This is a genomic window from Pedobacter sp. BAL39 (assembly GCF_000170795.1).
Taxonomy (GTDB): Bacteria; Bacteroidota; Bacteroidia; order Sphingobacteriales; family Sphingobacteriaceae; genus Pedobacter.
In genome coordinates, this window is sequence record NZ_ABCM01000022.1 from 1 (window position 1) to 19,626 (window position 19,626).

13 protein-coding genes are annotated in these 19,626 nt (G+C 46.9%); 3 read left to right on the forward strand and 10 right to left on the reverse strand.

What is annotated here, in order from left to right; translation table 11 throughout:
- The 10 genes from PBAL39_RS21005 to PBAL39_RS21050 form a co-directional block, all read right to left on the reverse strand.
- The coding region (locus PBAL39_RS21005; RefSeq protein WP_008245365.1) for a DUF4998 domain-containing protein at positions 1-296 on the reverse strand (296 nt) is incomplete at its 3' end.
- A gap of 21 nt (positions 297-317) precedes the next feature.
- Positions 318-1,586, reverse strand: a complete 1,269-nt coding sequence (locus PBAL39_RS21010; RefSeq protein WP_008245373.1) for a DUF4959 domain-containing protein — start codon at positions 1,584-1,586, stop codon at positions 318-320.
- A gap of 22 nt (positions 1,587-1,608) precedes the next feature.
- The gene (locus PBAL39_RS21015) at positions 1,609-3,531 is read right to left on the reverse strand and encodes a RagB/SusD family nutrient uptake outer membrane protein (protein ID WP_008245375.1); all 1,923 of its coding nucleotides are present in this window, start codon (positions 3,529-3,531) and stop codon (positions 1,609-1,611) included.
- A gap of 12 nt (positions 3,532-3,543) precedes the next feature.
- On the reverse strand, positions 3,544-6,786 hold the full coding sequence (locus tag PBAL39_RS21020) for a TonB-dependent receptor (protein WP_008245378.1): 3,243 nt from the start codon (positions 6,784-6,786) through the stop codon (positions 3,544-3,546).
- A 176-nt stretch (positions 6,787-6,962) separates the two neighbouring features.
- The gene (locus PBAL39_RS21025) at positions 6,963-7,670 is read right to left on the reverse strand and encodes a LytTR family DNA-binding domain-containing protein (protein ID WP_008245380.1); all 708 of its coding nucleotides are present in this window, start codon (positions 7,668-7,670) and stop codon (positions 6,963-6,965) included.
- Positions 7,667-8,734 carry a sensor histidine kinase gene (locus PBAL39_RS21030; RefSeq protein ID WP_157274147.1) on the reverse strand — a complete coding sequence of 356 codons (1,068 nt, stop codon included), beginning with the start codon at positions 8,732-8,734 and terminating at the stop codon, positions 7,667-7,669. The genes PBAL39_RS21025 and PBAL39_RS21030 overlap by 4 nt, the downstream gene beginning before the upstream one ends.
- 36 nt (positions 8,735-8,770) lie before the next feature.
- The gene (locus PBAL39_RS21035) at positions 8,771-9,577 is read right to left on the reverse strand and encodes a DUF4249 family protein (RefSeq protein ID WP_008245385.1); all 807 of its coding nucleotides are present in this window, start codon (positions 9,575-9,577) and stop codon (positions 8,771-8,773) included.
- Positions 9,568-12,408 carry a TonB-dependent receptor gene (locus PBAL39_RS21040; RefSeq protein WP_008245386.1) on the reverse strand — a complete coding sequence of 947 codons (2,841 nt, stop codon included), beginning with the start codon at positions 12,406-12,408 and terminating at the stop codon, positions 9,568-9,570. The genes PBAL39_RS21035 and PBAL39_RS21040 overlap by 10 nt, the downstream gene beginning before the upstream one ends.
- Positions 12,409-12,412: 4 nt before the next feature.
- On the reverse strand, positions 12,413-13,090 hold the full coding sequence (locus PBAL39_RS21045) for a DUF4397 domain-containing protein (protein WP_083801798.1): 678 nt from the start codon (positions 13,088-13,090) through the stop codon (positions 12,413-12,415).
- A gap of 154 nt (positions 13,091-13,244) precedes the next feature.
- Positions 13,245-14,729, reverse strand: a complete 1,485-nt coding sequence (locus PBAL39_RS21050) for a gluconokinase (RefSeq protein WP_008245391.1) — start codon at positions 14,727-14,729, stop codon at positions 13,245-13,247.
- Between the two features lie 166 nt (positions 14,730-14,895).
- On the opposite strand from PBAL39_RS21050, the gene PBAL39_RS21055 reads away from it, so the two are divergent.
- The 3 genes from PBAL39_RS21055 (at position 14,896) to PBAL39_RS21065 (ending at position 19,621) form a co-directional block, all read left to right on the forward strand.
- Complete coding sequence (locus tag PBAL39_RS21055) at positions 14,896-15,393, forward strand: Crp/Fnr family transcriptional regulator (protein WP_232282989.1); 498 nt, start codon at positions 14,896-14,898, stop codon at positions 15,391-15,393.
- Between the two features lie 132 nt (positions 15,394-15,525).
- Positions 15,526-15,963 (forward strand): carboxymuconolactone decarboxylase family protein, encoded by a 438-nt coding sequence (locus PBAL39_RS21060; RefSeq protein WP_008245395.1) that lies wholly within the window; start codon positions 15,526-15,528, stop codon positions 15,961-15,963.
- 415 nt (positions 15,964-16,378) lie between these two features.
- A complete protein-coding gene (locus PBAL39_RS21065) occupies positions 16,379-19,621 on the forward strand; it encodes a SusC/RagA family TonB-linked outer membrane protein (RefSeq protein WP_008245400.1) in 3,243 nt (1,080 codons plus the stop codon).
- The last annotated feature ends 5 nt before the right edge of the window (positions 19,622-19,626 follow it).

The following is a 19,626-nucleotide window of genomic DNA, read 5'->3' on the forward strand; positions in this document are numbered from 1 at the left end:
GACACCCGGGCCGAGGTTCCGCCAGCTGCAGGAGCTACTTCAATGGAGTCCGCACCATTGTTCCAGAACACCCGGTACTTCTGTACCGAAGGATCCGGACTAGGGTTCCAGCTTAATTTAACTCTATAATTTCCTGGGGCAGCAATAATCGTTGCCGGCACACCCGGATAGACCTTTTCTTTATCATCCAGATAGTTCCTGTAGTCTGTGGCATCCTTACTGCAGCTGTTCGCGAAGAACAACAGAGCAAAACCAGCACATAAATAATGTATGTTGAATTTCATCTTCCAATTCATTGTTAAGGATTTAACCATTTATTAGTTTGTATTTCCCCAGAACGACAGTTCCATTACGTGAGCAAAATCTGCATTTCCCCAGGTATTCTTGACAGCCAGGCGGATAAACCTTACCCTCGGAGCATCGAGAGAGATATTAAACTCAAATCCTGCCTTCACTGCAGCAAGGTCAAGCGGTGTGGTCTGTCCCGGTGCATTTCCTGATGGCGGTGGCGGGCAGTCGAAATTACCGAGGTTCACCCAATCACCGACCACATCACCAGGATTGGAGGTTACAGGCAGAGTGACATCCCTTGGAGCGGTTTCAGCGGAGCCCCACAGCGTCCATGATTTGGGGTTCCCGTGTCCGTAGGAATAATCGTTACCATAAGCTTCACCACGTTCCCACAGTTTGTACCTGCTGAGTTTGACCATTGTTCCCATATTGAAAGTACAAATCTGCAAAGGGTTTCCGTTGCCGGCATCGGTATGCCATCCCGGATCATCAGTAATACCATCCCAGAGCCTTGTGGTATTCCAGCCCAGACCTGTGGCACCTAATGGTGCATCACTTGCCAGGCGGTATTCGCTAAACCTGTTTTTTGGCACCAGCACTTCATAAATCGGGCTGATGTTCTGAATCAGTGTATCGGAGATGTTGCCCCAGCGATCGGTGATGTAGACGCCAAAGTCGCGTTTTAAGGTATCAAAACCACGCACACTAAAGTTAATGTCTGCGGCCTCTGTGTAATACTGTTCCACCGGAAGCATCCTTCCAGTGGTTTGGTCTGTAGTGATCACGATGACACCGATGGCTTTTTTATCTGGATTAGAAGCCCTGACATTGACACCGCCAAAATCACGTTGCATCACTACGGTAGGGTAAGTCGCGAGATAAGAAGGCGTGGCCGGGTGTACCGTCACCAGCAGTGGATCAGATTTCACATCAGCCCTTGAAACGGCATACAAAGTGACTTCATAATCCTGGCTTTTTTCAAATCCTTCCACACGGATGGTATCTGTGTAGTAAGATGATTTTGTTTGTCGCACCACCAGGTCATTGATTTTATATTCCGCCAGAACATACAGCAGGTTTTCGGAGTTGGGCAGGTCATAGGTGATCACGGCACCTCCGGAGTAGTTTTCCACTTTTACGGAGCTGACCTGTCCCGGTTTGGTCATGTCATTGGAAACCGCCTGATTAAAACCCTCACCTTCCTTGCAGGAGTACAGGCAAAGCAACAGGGCAAAGCTCAGCAGCAACATCAGCCGATGCTGAAGGATGCTTGTATTTTTTATGTTTAATATCATGTCTGTAAAATCTAAATATTAGTTACCAGTATGGATTTTGAACCAGATTAGGATTGATGATGAGGTCATCATATTTTATAGGCCACAGGTAGTCTTTCAGACCGAATACCGGAACCACCAGGCTTCTTGGTCTGTAGTACCCCACAGGATCCGCTTCCTGAATGTTCCAACCCTGTAAAGGTGTACTCAATACCTGCTGCATGATTTTCCAGCGACGCAGGTCCCAGCCAATACGTCCTTCAAAGCAGAGTTCAATCCTCCGTTCCTGCTGGATGATCTGACGCAGTCCGTCTTTAGAGTTGACCTTACCAGCATTGGTAGAATAAGTATTCCAGGACTCCTGAACTCCTCTCAAACCAGCACGTTCACGTACAAGGTCAATATAGCGGTAAGCATCAGCCGTTGGTCCCTGTACTTCGTTCAGCGCTTCTGCATACAGGAGGTACAAACCTGCAAGACGCATAATGGGCAACTTGAAAGCTTGTTGTGTTACCTCCCTGCCAAATACAGACTGGTAGTTTACCAATTTTATTGGCCAGTAACCAGACACATTCACTCTGATGTTATCCTTAGGTCCTGCAAGCGAAGAGGAACCACGAGCCTGAACAAACAACATATTTTCCGGGTTATTTACGCCATTACCAAAGACATTGCTGCCATCAAAGGCAAGATCCGCATAAAAACGAGGCTCCCGGTCCATGTGCATCTTGATCGTCGGATAACCATCTCTCAGCAAATATTTATCTTCTGTTTTTACCGCTTCAATGGCGTAACGTCCTCTGTAATCATAAGAACGGTCTTCATTGATCGGCACGCCATTTTTAGAGTAAAACAACTCTGCCATCACAATCGGAACAGCAAAGTTCCCAGGGGCACCGCCCATATTTTCTACCATGGCACTTGTCAACCTTGGCATAGACATGCTCTGCAGGTCAAAAACAGAGTTGGAAGCCCAGATTACCTCAGGGTTGACTTCCCATTTCTCGGTGATGCTCTGTCTGACATCCATTACCGTTTTCAGCTGCTCGGGGATGGCCGGAAGGTTTCCTGGCGCAATAAAATGATAAAGGCTCATGTTATTGGTTTCGCAGGCATTCACTGCAGCCCTGCAGGCTTCCATTGCCTTGATCCATTTCTCCGCGCTGTAGGCAACGGGAAAAAGATTGACGCCATCTTTATCTCTGAACCCTGCATAATCTGGATTCCCGTTAAAAAAGGGACTGGCCTGCGTGGTCAGGATTTCGGCTTTCAGTGACAAGGCAATCAATTGCGTAATGCGGCCGAGGCTTTGGGCAGGATCCTGAATGGTTACAGGCAGGTTTGGCGTCGCCTCGTCCAGCAATTGAACAATATAGTCAAAGGCTTCATCAACAGGTGCCCTCTTGATTCTTGTTTGTTCAGTAGAGGCATCAATTGGCAGATTCTCGCGGATCAAGGGAATCGGGCCATACATCCTCACCAGATAATAATGATAGTAAGCCTTTAGAAATTTGACTTCAGCAATCCACCTGTTTTTTTCAAACTGTGCCAGGTCTTTTGGCTTATCGATATTTTCCAGGAATATATTGCAGCGGCGGATCGCCTTAAACAAGGGCTGTCCAAGCTGTTCACCATCCCAATAGTTCAGTGCAGGATTGTCTGAGGTCTGTGTTCCCCTGATGAGGTGGAATCCCTGCTCACTTGCCCTGCTGCCCAGTGTTGGCTCTGTCAGCGTATTGGGAAAGAAAATCTCTCCAGAGGCCGTAAAGGCAGGATCTCCGACCGTGCTCAGGCTCTGTAGGGTAGAATAACAAGTAAACAGGTAGTTTTCTGTTTCGTTACGGTTACGAAAAGCATAGTCAATGGTCGCTACGTTATCCGGCGTAACATCCAGGTATTTTTTACAGGAGGTAAACAAGGTCACCGACCATAGAACCCCGATAAATATTTTTGATGATAATTTCATTATTAGCGTGGATTAAAGGTTAACATTGATGCCGAAGTTGTATACTTTCTGCAATGGGTAGCTGAATCCATTGGAGGCCAGCTCCGGATCCCAGTCTTTATACCTGCTCCAGGTAAGTGGGTTCAATGCGTTGAAATAAACCCTGCAATTGGCCAGGAAAAGCTTTTTTGCCAATTTTTGTGGCAGAGTATACCCAAGCTCCAGCGACTTCAGCCTGATAAATGCACCATCACGCATCCACCAGGAACTGGTCTGGAGGTTGTTTGTCAGCTCGGTACTGTTGGTACCCAAACGTGGATATTTTGCATATAGGTTCTGGTTTTCTTCAGTCCAGTGACTTTCTGCAAAAGCCTGTAACACCTGTCTGTTTTCCAGGAAGGGGCTTACGGCAGAAGGATCAATAAAGAAACTTGTTCTGCCTACGCCCTGAAAGAAAGCAGAGAGATCAAAGTTTTTATATCCTGACGAAATCCCGAAGCCGTAAACAATCTCCGGAGTAGAGGGCAGTCCCAGGAAAACCTGATCCGCAGCCGTAATCTTGCCGTCGCCATTTACGTCCCGGTACTTGATGTCCCCACCTTTGGGTGCCGTTGCACCCGTACCAAAAAGCTGGCTCGGCGCTGCCGCTGCTTCTGCGTCATCCACAAACAGACGCTCGGCAATATATCCCCAGCGTACGCCGATTTTCTGACCGGACAGGATGCGCCATGGCTCCTGATACGCAGGCTGCTCATAGGTACCATATTTATTTTGTGAGAAGGTAAAGTTCGCTCTTCCGGACATCCAGAATCCTCCATTGAAAGTTTTGCTGTAATCTGCAGAAAGATCCATACCCCTAGAATCTGCCGTGCCCAGGTTTGCACTAACCGCCGACTCAAGACCCGTTGTGGATGGAATTGAAGCCCGCTGCATCAGGATGTTGTAACGGTGCTGTTTGTAAACCTCCGCAATCAGGTTAAAGCTTTTGAACAAGCTCAGTTCCAGTCCGAGGTTTGTTTGCCTCGAGGTTTCCCAGGTAACCTGGTCATTGGCATAATTGGTAATGCTAACGCCAGGTCTTGTCACGCCATTATTCTGACCGAAATAGGCAGGGTTGCCACCATTCAGGTTGACATTGGAAAGGTAGAAGAAACGCTGATCGCCAATGGCATCATTACCCACCAGGCCATAACTTGCGCGCACCTTCAGCTTGTTGACTACATTGCTAATACTTCCTGCCCAGAACTTCTCATTTGAGATGACCCAGGAGCCACCAATGGTTGGAAAGAAACCGAACCTGTTTTGTTCAGCAAAGCGCTCGGAGCCGTTGTAGCCAAAGTTAAACTCTACAAAATAGCGGCTGTCATAGTTGTAGCCCGCACGACCGGACAACCCTACATTACGGTAAGGCAACGAATATTGGAGACTTGGCGTATTGGTAGCGGGATCAATAGCATTTGCATACAACCGTTGCTGCCGGGTGCCGATTAAAGTAGCATTTACATTATGTTTTTCGCCAATAACTTTTGCATAATCCAGCACCCCCTGAAAGTAAAGGAAGGTATTGATATCTTTAAATCCCGGATCAAAACTCAGGTATTCTGTAGCCTGTCCTGGATTGCTGTTGATCCACCTTAGTGTATAATCATTTGTCATGCGGTCATAAGACGACACATTATAGAAAAACGGGTTGTACTGGCGTGTCAGGTCAAAATAAGAATACCTGTTGGTATTGAACATTCCCTTAAAGTTCAGTCCCTCGGTAAAGAAGTCCAGCTTCTGGTTCAGCTCCAGCTGTGCAGACATTCTCGAGCGTGAGAAAGACTTGTACCCTTTCATCATATCTGCATAAGGATTGGCGTAGGCTACATCATTCCCTGTTCCTTCAGTGGCACTGTTACCGAAGAGGATGTGTGTATCAATGCCCAATGACGGATTCGCGGGAAAAGAAGCCGGGAAAAGTACAGGACTGGTATGCAGGGCCTTTCTGTATAAATCAGAAGAAAAGGAACCATCATCTGTGATAGGGCCATTGTACTCGTCAAATGTACCAGAAAGCCTGATGACCACTTCTGTAGTTGGTGTTACGTTAATGTTAATGTTGGAACGAAGCTGATAGTTCTCCAGCTTCACATTGTTATTGAAGTTGTTGACAGGGCTCACTTTCAGGATACCGTTGTCTACATTATAAGAAGTTGCAATGTAATAACGTGCGATTTTGCCACCGCCGCTGACACTACCATTCAGACGCTGATTGCTGGTATTTTTTTTGAAGAGCTCGTCCAGCCAATTGACCGCGGGGTATACATACTTGTTGCTGCCCGGCGCATTGTCCAGGGTCTGCTGCCTGAAGTAAATGTCATTTTGAGTAAAGCGGGGTACCCCCAGAGGGTTACGTGTCGTAATTGCATCATTGTACATCTTCATATAGGTGATCGGATCAGCAATCTCCAGATCCTGTGTAGCCTGGGAGATTGAATTTTCAAACCTGATGTTCACCTTGGCACTGCCTTCTGCACCTTCCTTGGTGGTCACGAGAATAACGCCGTTTGCACCCCGTGCACCATATAAGGCGGTAGCACTCGCATCTTTCAGGATGGAGAAGCTGGCGATATCGTCTACCTGGAGGCGTGCGAGGTCATTGGAGGTAAGCTCTACGTTGTCGACCAGGATCAGAGGATCCTGTTTGTAGCCGAAGGTCGTTACCCCACGAATGAAAAAGGTAGAATTGTCGAGCCCTGGCTGCCCGCTGCGTTGGTAAGCAACCACACCGGCAATCTGACCCGCCAGCGCATTAGTCAGGTTACTAGAAGGGATTTTCAGTTTGGCGGGATCAATACTGGATACCGATCCTACCACAGCCTCCTTACGCTGCTTACGGCCGAAGGCCGTGACGACCACTTCTGATAAATTACCATCATCGGACTTCATCATTATGCTAACCTGTAGCTGTTTAGGATCGGCGATGAAGCTGGTCTGAATAAAACCAACAGAGGTGACGGTAATTTTAGCCCCCGCGGTCACTTCAAATGCAAAACGACCATTGACATCAGTCATGGTACCATTGTTTTTGTTGTCGGCAGCATAGAGACTCACTCCCGGGAGTCCGACGCCGGTAGTGTCTTTTACAACCCCTGAAATCCTGATTTTACTTCCCTGTTGCGCGGATGCAGATGGCATCGCAAGGAACAGTGTGAGTAAAAAAATCAGACAGGTGATCGAATGATGGTGCAGGTAAAGCAGTTGCCTTACCCCATTGGTGTAAAGTTGTTTCATGCGATTAGTTTAGTTTGTCCTGGTTTGGTTGTTTCAGCCTTAATGTTGCAAAGCCTGATTCAATCAAAACTAAATCGTTTTTAATCGCCTCACAATGGGTGATTCGTCGATTTTAATGGACAATCCTTCGATAAACGTAGCATTGACACTTCTACATAAAAACAGTGTTTAAAGGATTAAAGATTCCTGCTGCTGACGTAAGCAAGCAATTTGTGACGGTATCCCTCCCCGATAGGAATTTCCACACCTGCCACCAGCAGCTGTGTTTTCTGCACTGATGTTATTTTATCGAGAGCAACAATAAAGGACTTGTGCACTCTCATAAAACGCCCGGTATTCAGGCGTTCTTCTATTCCCTTCATGGCCATCCGGGTGACCACAGGGTGATCGTTTCCCACATGAATGCGCACATAGTCTTTAAGCCCTTCAATATAGGTGATGTCCTGCAAGCTTACTTTTACTAGTGCATAGTTGGCATTGACAAAAACATGGTCCTGCTCCACGGTCACAGGTTTGATCTCTGGCTGTCGGAATTGAAAGCGTTCATGTGCCTTTTCTACAGCCTTCAGAAACCTTGGAAAAGGTACCGGTTTTACCAGATAGTCGACCACATCAAGATTAAAACCATCAAGAGCATGCGTCTCATAAGCTGTAATCAGGATCACCATTGGTGGTTGTTTTATGGACCGCAGCAGTTCGAGTCCATTGATTCCAGGCATTTGTATATCCAGAAACATCAGGTCAACCTGTTGTGTTCTTAGAACTTCCAATGCTTCCAGTGAACTGCGACATGAAGCCACAGGCCGGAGATAAGAGATTTGTTTTACATTATCTTCCAGCAACTCCAGTGCAGGGCGTTCATCATCTACGAGTATACATTTCATTGCAGCTGGATTTGAAGTTTAACAGTAAAAGTATTGTTCTTGTGCCCTACCACAAACTCATGTTTCCCTGGATAAAGCAGATCCAGTCGCCTGCGCACATTGGTGAGCCCAATGCCGGAATCCCCCTTTGCAGAGGCAGTCACTGGCGCAATGCCATTCACTACCAGCAGCTCGAGCATATCCCCGGATTCTGAAATTTTCAGGGACACATCAATGATGGGATCATGAATCATTGCCGTACCGTGCTTAAAGGCATTTTCGACAAAAGGAATGAGCAACATGGGTGCGATCGTATAACGCTCAAAAGAGCCGGAAAGGTAAAGGTTCAGGCGGATGTCATCACCAAAACGCAGCAACTGCAGGCTGATGTAATTTTTAAGGTATTCTACTTCTGTAGCAAGGCTGATCTGGCTCGCATTATTGTCGTAAAGCATGTAACGCATCAATTGTGACAGCTGTATCAATGAGGGTTCAAGCAACTCTGATTTCTTTCGCGCCATAGACACCAGCGTATTCAGGAGATTAAACATGAAATGGGGACTGATCTGAGAGGACAAAAATTCAAGCTCTGTTTTCAGGTGGATGTTCTCCCTTTCCTCCATCCGTTTATCGCGTTTCACCTTATCAAGGTATAACTGGTAAGTAAAGCTGACAAGAACGACAAATACGAAGGGTGCAGCACCGAGGAAAGCTCCGGGCCCCATCCAACCAGGACCTCCCGGTCGCATGCCTGGAGGAGGATGTGGAAGACCATGTCCGGAAAACCGGGGCGGTGGCATCAGCAGGTGGTTGACAAGCATGAATACTGCCAGGCAGACAAACAGCAGTAACACATAGGTGATGGTACCATATCTGCGCTCGCGCAGTGGGTAAATCAGGTAGCTGTGCACATAAAAGATGACAATCAAGATGAAGTTGGACACCAGCAGGCTCCGGAGCAACTCATTGCGCATGGGCTGGGGGAGGTTCACCGCCCTCGAAAACAATGGAAAGGCAAGCAAAGGCAGCCAGATGAGTAATGGTGCCAGTGCGCTCAGCAAACGCCAGTATTTCGAGTTTCTCACAGTGATTTTCCTCCCGTCAGTTCCAAATATAAAGATTTATTGATAGACGTGCAGACTTAAACTGTCCGCCTTCATGGCGGTGAATATCCCCAGTCCGTTGACAATATTCGTGGATGGATTGGTCAGGTTAAGCGACGTTCCCCCACTGCTGCTGATCGCATCACTGTATTCCTGATTAATATGATATAGCAACACCTGATAATCGCCAAGAAAGCGGAAAGTCATTTGTTGCGTCTGATAGGTTACCGCCGTCCCCAGCAAAACTTCCGTATCGGCATAGGCAGCATCATTCCTGCTGTCGGTACGTACAGGATCATCAGTGGTATTCCTGAAGCGCATCAGGAAATGAGCCGCAGCGCCAGGGTTGCTCCAGCTGAAAGTGACAGGCACAAAGGTGGCCGGAGTAGTGCCAAAGCTGAAGGCCGGCACCTCCTGACTGACAGCAGAAGCAGTAAAGCCTACCGGCGCATCAGGGACTGTCGTCTGTGCCGAGATCACCTTATCCAGGTAGCTGAAATTCAGCGTATAGGTTTTGTGGTCCTGAACGAAGCCGGCATCGGCATATTCATAAACACCATCAGCGGTTTCCAGAAGCCTGACCGTTGTTATACCATCAGAAACAGTGGGCTGGAGCCCCTTCATCGGGTAACCATAGGAAATGGTATCTTCAAGATATTTCTGGTAATATACTTTCATCCTCAGGGGGAGCCCCGGAACCAGATAAGCCTGTACCACCGGACGGGTATAATCTGCTTCCACATTTGCCTCCTTTTTGCAGGAGCTAAACATTGCCCCCAATAACAACAGGAGCATCATCAGGCGTTGCATTTTTATTATTTCCATTTCAGACTAAGTGTAAGGTTGGGTGTAAAGCTAAGGTAGTTTACATTAGAGGTGACTACCTGGTTGTTAATGATTGAGTATTGCTTGTACCATACGTTGGATCTATTGTAAATGTTAAACAAGGAAAAACCGATGCTCCCCGTTTTACGACTGTCGACCTTAATAAAATCGTAGGTCACTGCCGCATCCAGGCGATGGTAGGCCGGCATCCGGAGTGCATTTTTATCACTGATGCTGAGGTAAGTATGGCTGTTGCCACTGAGATCATCAATGGTATAACTGGTTAGCGGTGCGGTGTAGGGCTTGCCGGTGGCAAAGATCCAGGTGGCAGAAAAATTCCATTTACCCAGGCGGTACATGTTGACCAGCTTGAGTTCATGCCGGGTATCCTGACTGGCGAAGAAGTCGCCTCCATAAGCATCAAAATGATTGGTGGCATCGGCAAGGGTATAACTGATCCAACCGGTATATTTACCTCTCGTTTTCTGAAGCATCACCTCCAGTCCTTTGCTATAACCGGAGCCACTATAAAAATGTTCCTCGAGGCCCAATGTGCGCTGTCGAGGGTTTCCCGTTGTGCGCTGAGAATATTCAGATAAGTTATCCAGCTCTTTATAGTAGGCTTCAACATCAAGAAGGAACTTCCCGGTTTCGTAGCTAAAGCCCGCAATGTAGTGATTTGCAGAGCTGACCGGGATGGCATCTCCATTGGCCAGCACCCAGAAGTCACGGCTTCCTGAAAGGATGTCCTCCCTGATGACCCTGTTGGCAAACTGATAGAACCGCCCTCCGGAGGCTTTAAGCGTAAACTTGTCAGTCAGGGTATAGGTGGCCGATAAGCGGGGTTCCAGGTAAAGCTTTCCAGTTTGGTCGTAGTAGGTATTGCGAATTCCGGGTTTGAGCTGGAAATCTACCGTCGGATTGAGTTCCAGTTCTGCATACATCCCAGTTGTCAGCGCTTTGGTATGCTGGTCGATCAGCTTGCTGGTGTCGTTCTGACCATTCTCATACGATACATTCTGGCGGGAGGCAAAGGCGCCGAAAAGGATTTTGTACTTTTCATTTGCCTGCAATTCCCAGTCGGACTTCAGGCTAAAATCGCGGAGTCTGTTTTTTTCAAAGGTACCGTTATTGATTTCCTGTTCATTGCCTTCCTCATCCTGGATGGTTGCCGTGACACTATTATCCCGGTCGCTGTGATAGGTAGAATAACTGATTAAAGTATTAGAGTAGAGTTTTGAGCTCCACTTGCTGGACCACTTAAAGCTGGACCCCAGGTTGCCATAGGTGGTTTTATCCGTAGTTGAAAGGCCGCCACCGCCACCGATGAAGGAAGGCAGGTTCATGTCCCTGCTGTTGTCCAGGTTATCGTTCCCCTGGTAAATGCTCCAGGAGAACCTGTTTCTCTGATCCGGCGCATAGGTATACTTCGCATTCAGGTCATAAAAATAGGATGAGGGAACAGTGACCGTTGGGCCACCGCTACCCCCAAACCCTCCCCCTGGAGGTCCTCCCGGAGCTCCCGTATTACCCCCACCAGTTCTTGTTGTTGTTGCCGTAGTGCTGTTGAACTTATTGAATATCTTATCGTAAAGCGGCCCTTGATAGGAGCGCCTGTAGGCAAGCAGCAAGGTGGATTTTTCATTGACTGGCTTTTCCAGGAAGATGTTGGCGCTCAGCAGACTGAGGTCTCCGGCGATATTGGACTCTTTACTGTTACCTTCCTTGCCGGTAATGTCCGTGACACTGGAGAGCCGGCCACCATATTTCGCCGAAAACCCGCCCTTGTAGAGCGTCACATCTTTAACCGCATTGCTATTAAAGGCACTGAAAAATCCGTATAAGTGATCCACCTGATAGACCGTAAACCCATCAAAAAGGACCAGGTTCTGATCGGGCGTGCCACCACGCACATAGGCGCCTGAAGAAGACTCATTACTCCCACTAACACCAGGCATCAGTTGAAAGGAGCGTAAGATATCTTTCTCGCCTATATTCGGCAGCTCCTCCAGCCGGGCAGGAGAAATTTGCAATACGCTGACCCGTCTTTTGTCGACACTCATCACACCTTCTCCTTTTTTATCTGTGATCACCACCTCTGTCAGCATCCTTATTGACGGAAAAAGACCGATGATCAGCTCTTGCTGAACGTTATCTTTATTCAACTGCAGCATTTCCGGCTGATAGCCAATGTAGTTGACCTCCAGTCTGCAGGTATCAGAAGGAACACGGAGAAGTGTAAAATAGCCATCCAGATTGGCAGTAGTGCTGATGGTCGTGTTACTGACGCGAATGATGGCTGAGGGCAGCGACTCCCCCGTCTTCCGGTCGACGATCCTGCCTGTAAGGCGGATAGGTTTTCTGCTCCCGACGACAGCAGTCTCTTGCTCCACGGCTTCCAACACCTCCGGCTTAAGGGGCGTCGAAACGCCAATTGAAGCCGGTATTCCCGCAGCGGGAACGGTACTTTGTGTTTCAGGCGACACAGACCTATTGAGTTTCATCAGTCGGTGGACATCCTCAGGCTTTCTAATGATATAAATTACCTGGTCTGACGCCACCCAATAATGGAGGTTATGCTCTTTACACATTCTGGCCAGCACCTCTTTCACGTTCTCCTGATTGAAGTGATCAGATATGCTGAAACCTTCCACCATCTCCTGCTCATACACAATCCGGAAGTTACTGCGGACGGCGATGGTATCCAGCATCCTGCTCATTGACATCGTATATAGGCCATCCAACGCTGCCTTCGTCACAAAAGGACGCTGAGCCCTGGCACCTACATACATCAGGCAGACCAGGGCCATCAAAAATAAACCACGTTTCATAAGGTTATAAGTTGATGATGATCTGGCTGCTGAAGGGCTGATCTATAGATCCCGGCACCAACATCCCCCTTGAAATGATGGTATAGTATTTCCCCGCAGTAAAAGCGATTGCATTGATCGCAGCATACTGTACCGCTGTGCTGGCATCTTTGATCACAAGCGTGTATGTCGCCGGGTTTATTGCATTAAACGCCGTGCTTTCCCGATAAGCTTTGGCGCTGAACAGCATTACACCATCTGCTGTGGAGAGGTCAAGCGCCGGTGCATCCGGAGAAAGATTGATGAACCTCACAAATGCTTTATCTGTAGAGGAAACAGACAAATCATCCTCCACCAGCAAACCATCCATCTGCTCCTCCTTTCCTGTAAGGTAAAAAGAATAAATCTTGTCGGCAGACAAAGAAACCGCTTTGGTCAGCAGGCTCTCTGTCCCGCTTGCTGTAGTAAATTTAAAGGTGTGATCGCCGGCAGTAACCTGACTATAGGCAAGAGCACCACCAAAAGGCACCGCTCCACTATTCAATACCGTGCCATCAACGTAAATGTTTACTGTCCCTAATGTAGGTGAGGTATTGATGACGCTTACATAGGGGGGCTGCTCATCAACAGATGAATTTTTTAGACAAGAGGTTAAGGAGATCATGCAGCACACTGCAACACAATAAAATGTAGAAATTTTCATCGCAATTGATTTAAATGTAAAATAGGTTAAAGACAAAATCCGTCTTGACAGACCGAATTTTAGAAATTAACATGTTAACAAATGTTAATTGCGACGAAATGCCCTGATATAGAGATCAAGTCCTTTATTCCTGCGAAAAACAGGAGTCAGGCGGTTAGGAGTTTTTGGGCTGAAGCTGGTGCATCACCTCATGAAGACTGCCATACAATTGCTGATAGATACCAAACATCCGGAGATATTCCTGATGATGGATGGGATTTGGCGCCAGGTGATCCTCTGCCGATGAGACCGGACGGCCAATCTCTGGCAATACATTAGCGGCTGCCAGATAAGCAGCGCCCACGGCAGAAGCATCTTCTGTTTGCAGCAGCACAACCTTCTTACCGGTAATGTCTGCCAGCAGCTGCATCCACATCCGGGAATGCACAAATCCACCACTTACATGGAGCTGACTGATGGGTCCGGAGGCCCGCTCAACAACCAGCAGCACATCATTCAATGCATAACAGATGCCTTCGAGCACCGCCCTGCAAAGTTCATCATGACCATGATCCAGCCGGAGTCCGATAAAAGCACCCGAGCTGGAAGGATCCCAGATTGGCGCCCTTTCCCCGGAGAGGTAGGGAAGGAAAATAAGCCCTTTACTTCCTGCAGTAACGGTTGCAGCACTATCGAAAACGGATTGATAATCCTCATCATTCAATTCCGTTTTGCCCAGCACGTTTTTAAGCAACCACTGTAGCGCAAGCCCACCATTGTTAACCGGCCCCCCGCAGATATAAGTCTGTTTGTCCAGCAGGTAATTGAAGGTCATCGCTTTCCCACTGTAAATAGGCTTCGCGCTACAAATGCGGATAGCACCACTCGTTCCTACCGTTAGGGCGGCAGTCCCCGGTTGATTGGCATGGCTACCCAGATTTGCTGCGCAGCCGTCACTGGCTCCAACAACAAAAACGGTTTTCTTAAACCCCGAAAGTCCTGCTAACTTCAATTTGTCACCTTTTTTTGAATAGTCTGTTTCTACAGGCTCGGAGAGTTGTTCTTTACGCACTCCCGCCCTTTCTAATGCTGGCATATGCCATTTCAACGCTACAATATCAAACAAACCGGTACATGAAGCTATAGAGTGGTCAATCTTAAATTCCCCGAACAAGCGATGCCAGATGTATTCTTTGATGGATATGAACTTGTGCGTTTGTGCAACCAGCTCGGGATTGTGCTCCGTCATCCAGATGAGCTTACATAATGGCGACATCGCATGAATTGGCGTCCCTGTGTTTCTATAAAGTTCCATTCCGGCAGGAGAATCTTTAATTGCTGCAGCGATAGCGGCGCTACGCTGGTCGGCCCAGGTGATCATGGGCGCCAAGTGCGTTCCAGATTTGTCGACTGCAATCAGACTGTGCATTGCACTACTTAGACCAATGGCTACAGGAGCTGAGCCCAACTGTTTTTCCATACCCTGCAGACAGCTGATGAAAGCATCCCAGATCAGACCGGGATCCTGCTCACTATAACCTGGACGGGGAGCAGAAGTAGGATAATACTCCTGACACACTTCAAGTGTTTCATAACTGAGATTTAACGCTACAGCCTTTGTGCTTCCGGTACCGATGTCTATTCCTAAAATGTAATCCATAGTCAATGATTATCCTGCAATTTATAAATTCAGGATATAATAAGGTATTTTTAACCCGGATTGTTTCATCGTTTTGTACTCAGCAAATATGTACCCCTCCTTATTAAACCACCTACAGCGATATGTTACTTTGAGCCCGGAAGAGCAGGAACTGATCTCTAGCAAAATGGAACTGAAGACGCTCAAAAAGAAGGAATACCTGCTGCAACCGGGAAAAGTATGCCCGGGAAACTACTTTATCCTGAAGGGATGTACTCGACAGTATTTTGTAAACAGAAAACTCAACGAGCAGATCATCCACTTTGGATTGGAACATTGGTGGATTGCCGACCAATCGAGCCTCATGCACCAGCGTCCTTCGAACTGTTACATCCAGGCGCTTGAGTCCACAGAGCTGTTGCTGCTTTCCGAGAAAGAAAGGATCTCCTTGTCTGAGCAAATCCCAGGATTGGAAAGCTACTTCAGGATCATGATGCAAAAGGCCTTTGTTGCCGCTCAGAATAGGATTGAGTTTTTGTTCAACATGACCGACGAGGAGCGTTATTTTCATTTCAGCAAGCTGTTTCCTAACTTTCTACAGCGTGTTCCGCAGTATATGCTGGCCTCATATCTTGGATTCACACCTCAGTTTCTGAGCAGGCTGAGGGCGAAAAAGATCAAATGAGTTAACCGATTATCCTGGCTAACCTTGTAGCTGATGATTGTGATATTTTTAAGCCGCCGTATTTTCTTAAACTCAGTTCATTTTTTTAGGGCATGACGATGTGGATCTTTGATTTAACAAGAACATAAAATCATGAGCAACAGAATCAAAATCCACGAAGTAAATTCCGCAGCATACAAAGCGATGTTCAATCTGGAAGGTTTTATCGAAAAATCAGGATTGACAAAGATCCATAAAGAACTCATCAAGATACGCGCCTCACAACTGAATGGGTGTGCCTACTGCATCAATATGCACACGATAGATGCCCGAAAAGCAGGCGAAACAGAACAGCGTATTTATGCGCTGAATGCATGGCAGGAGACACCCTTCTTTGACGATCAGGAACGTGCAATCCTCGCGTTAACAGAAGAAGTCACCATGATCAGCAATAGGGTATCTGATGAAACCTACAGAAAAGCCGCCGAATTATTGGGAGAACAATATCTGAGCGAAGTCATCATGGCTATTGTAATTATTAATGCCTGGAACAGAATCGGCGTAACCACAGCATTAACGCCAGAACTCTAAAATCTTTTTTATAAAAAAGATTTGTTAAAGGCCGACGTTTAAAAACAAGCTGCAATATCTGAGAAATGATATCTGCAGCTTTTGTGGTGAAAAATCAGCATGTCAAAATTATAGCAAAGCAAAAACACCATTCTTTTTCCATGAAAAAGACAAAAATTTATATAATAATGATAGAAAAGATTAAAAAACACCAATAAAAATTGAATAAAAAATATCAATATTCTAGAACAGCCACAAATAACACAAAAAAGGAATCAAAACCAATAGAAAAATACCACTCTTTGCTAGATAATTAATATTAACCAACAAAAAGAACGCAAAAAATCTCTTTGTCTTTAATTTAACTAAAAAATTCACGGTTTTTAGCCAGAAAAATTACATTACAATCATTATTAACTACTAAAAACCTAATTTTATGAAAAAATTGATGCAGATTTTATTTGCCTTAATGTTTTTGTGTGCGCAAACCTACGCACAAGACAGAAATATCAAAGGTACTGTAAGATCCAAGACAGATGGAAAGCCAATCCCCGGCGTCACTGTAAGAATTAAAGGGACTCAACAGGGTTCCATGACCAACTCAGCAGGACAATACGCCCTGATCGTTCCCTCCCAGGCAAAAACACTTGAAGCCACTTACATTGGGTTTCAACCACAAAGCGTAACCATTGGCAGCAGCGAGGTCATCGACATTGTACTCAGCGAAGATGCCCAGCAACTGGAACAGGTAGTCGTTACTGCGCTTGGCATCTCAAGGAAAAAGAATGAACTGCCCTTTGCAGCGCAGGAAGTCAAGTCGGAAGAAATCACCAGAACACGCAACAACAACCTGGTCAACTCATTGGGTGGTAAAGTTGCGGGACTTGACATCAAGCGAAGCAATGCCATGGGTGGATCCACAAATGTAGTCATCAGGGGCTCCAAGTCAATAGGAGGCAATAACCAGGCCCTATTTGTGGTGGATGGCGTTCCAGTAAGCAACGCCAGTCCGAACACACTGAACCAATCGACAGGTCGTGCCGGTTACGACTTTGGTAATGCCGCAGCCGACATAAACCCGGACGACGTTGCCTCTATGACAGTCCTAAAAGGCGCTGCCGCTACCGCACTTTACGGATCAAGAGCCGCAAACGGTGTGATCATCATCACCACAAAAAAGGGTCGTAAAAATTCCACAAACATCACCATCAACAGCGGTGTTACTTTTGGAAAAATCGACAAATCAACCTTTGTAGAGTACCAAAAAGAATATGGCCAGGGGTACAACTCCCCTGCTGAAGACGGGGAAGGTAATCCTGTACCCACGCCCGGATTCTGGTACAGAGATGTTTTTGGAACAGGAAAGGTAATGACACCACAGTTCAGCTCCGATGCTTCCTACGGTCCACGCTTTGATCCCAACCTTATGATTTACCAATGGTCTTCATTAGATCCCTTCTCTCCAAATTACGGAAAGGCCACCCCATGGGTAGCAGCAGGGACAGACCCCTCCTCGTTCTACAAAGGCTCTGTCAGCTCCAACCAAAGCGTAAGCCTCGATGGTGGCGGCGACAAGTCGACCTATAAGATCGGTTACACCAGAAATGATGAAACCGGCGTACTGCCAAATAGCAAGATCACGAAAAACCTGTTTAATGTGGGCGGATCTTATGAGATCACCAAAGATCTGACCATTGCCTCTGCTGTCAACTACTCGCGTATCGATGGATTAGGCCGGTTCGGAACGGGATACGCAGGGATCAATCCTAACCAGGGATTCCGTCAATGGTGGAATGTTGGTGCGGACATCAACGAGTTAAAAGAAGCCTATGAAAGAAATGGACAAAATATAAGCTGGAACTGGTCTGATGCCACCGGAACTAAGCCGATATATGCAGACAACCCTTACTTCAATAGATATGAGAACTTTGAGAATGATACCCGAGATCATTATTTCGGGAACGCATCACTAAGTTATAAGGCAAATGATTGGTTTGACGTGGTGGGAAGGGTTTCTTACGATGGAACCTTCGACATACAGGAAGAGCGAATTGCCGTTGGCAGCACTGATGTAGCCGCCTACAGCCGCACGAATGGAACATTCGCAGAGACGAATTACGACCTGCTGATGAATTTCAATAAAAACATCTCTGAAGACTTTTCCTTCAAAGGATTACTTGGTGCCAACTTAAGACGCAGCAAGCTCACCAACATCAATGCAAAAACAAATGGAGGACTTGTGGTGCCCAACCTGTATGCTTTGTCAAATTCAGTGAGCCCGATTGAAGCACCGGTCGAGCTTTATGAACGAAGAGCCGTAGATGGATATTTTGCCAGCACAACTTTTGGATACAAAGACCTGGTATTTCTGGACGCAACCATCCGCAGAGACCAGTCTACTACCCTCCCCACGAATAAGAATGTCTTCTGGTACCCATCCGTTGCGGGAAGTTTTGTGTTTTCAAACCTGCTGAAAGACCTGAGCTGGCTTTCTTATGGTAAACTAAGACTGAACTATGCCGAGGTAGGTAATGATGCCCCGCCGCTAAGCGTATTCGACACCTACCTGAAACCTACTGCCTTTGGATCCATCCCGATGTTCTCTATCGCAGACACAAAAAACAATGCAAATCTCAGACCCGAACGTACAAAAAATATCGAAGCGGGACTCGAAACCTCGTTTCTGAACAACCGGTTAGGACTAGATCTGACTTTATACAAAACAAATACCATCGACCAGATTACAGCCGTGCCGGTTACTACCGCAACCGGCTATCTGAAACTATTCGTGAATGCCGGAGAGGTGCAAAACAAAGGCATCGAGCTGTCTGCTTACCTGGTACCGATCAAAACCAGAGACTTTTCATGGACCATGAATCTGAATTGGTCACTCAACAGAAGCAAGGTACTCTCGCTGTATGAAAATGTTACCAATATCGAGCTGAATGCGCTCAGCTTGTCTGGTGGGGTAACTTACAACGCGGCTATCGGACAGCCCTATGGTGTGATCCGCGGAACAGATTATGTTTATAGAGATGGCCAGCCGGTAATAAATGCGGACGGCTATTACGAAGCGACAGAAAGCTCAGCTATGATTATTGGAGACCCGAATGCCGACTGGATGGGAGGTATTGGAAACACTTTTACTTACAAAAACATGTCGCTCAACTTCTTAATTGACATTCGCAAAGGCGGAGACCTATGGAGCCTGGATCAATGGTACGGTCTTGGAACAGGTCTTTACCCGGAGACCGCAGGCTTAAACGACCTGGGCAATCCGGTCAGAAATTCACTGGCAAATGGAGGCGGGATCATCCTACCTGGCGTACTTGCAGACGGCACACCAAACACACAGCGGATCGACGTATCAAATTCAGGAGTGGCGGCGTATGGCTACCCGAACAATCCACCAAGAGCATCAACGATCTACGATGCAGGATACATAAAGTTACGGGAACTGGCACTTACCTATTCGTTGCCTGAAAAGCTGGTCAGCAAAATCCGCCCTTTTAAAGGCATCGACGTCTCACTCATTGGCAGAAATCTCTGGATCATCCACAAAAATGTACCCTATGCAGACCCGGAAGATGGACTTGGATCGGGAAATGTCCAGGGATACCAGAGTGGTTCTTACCCTGCAGTCAGAAACTATGGCTTCAATGTTAAATTCAAATTATAAACAAC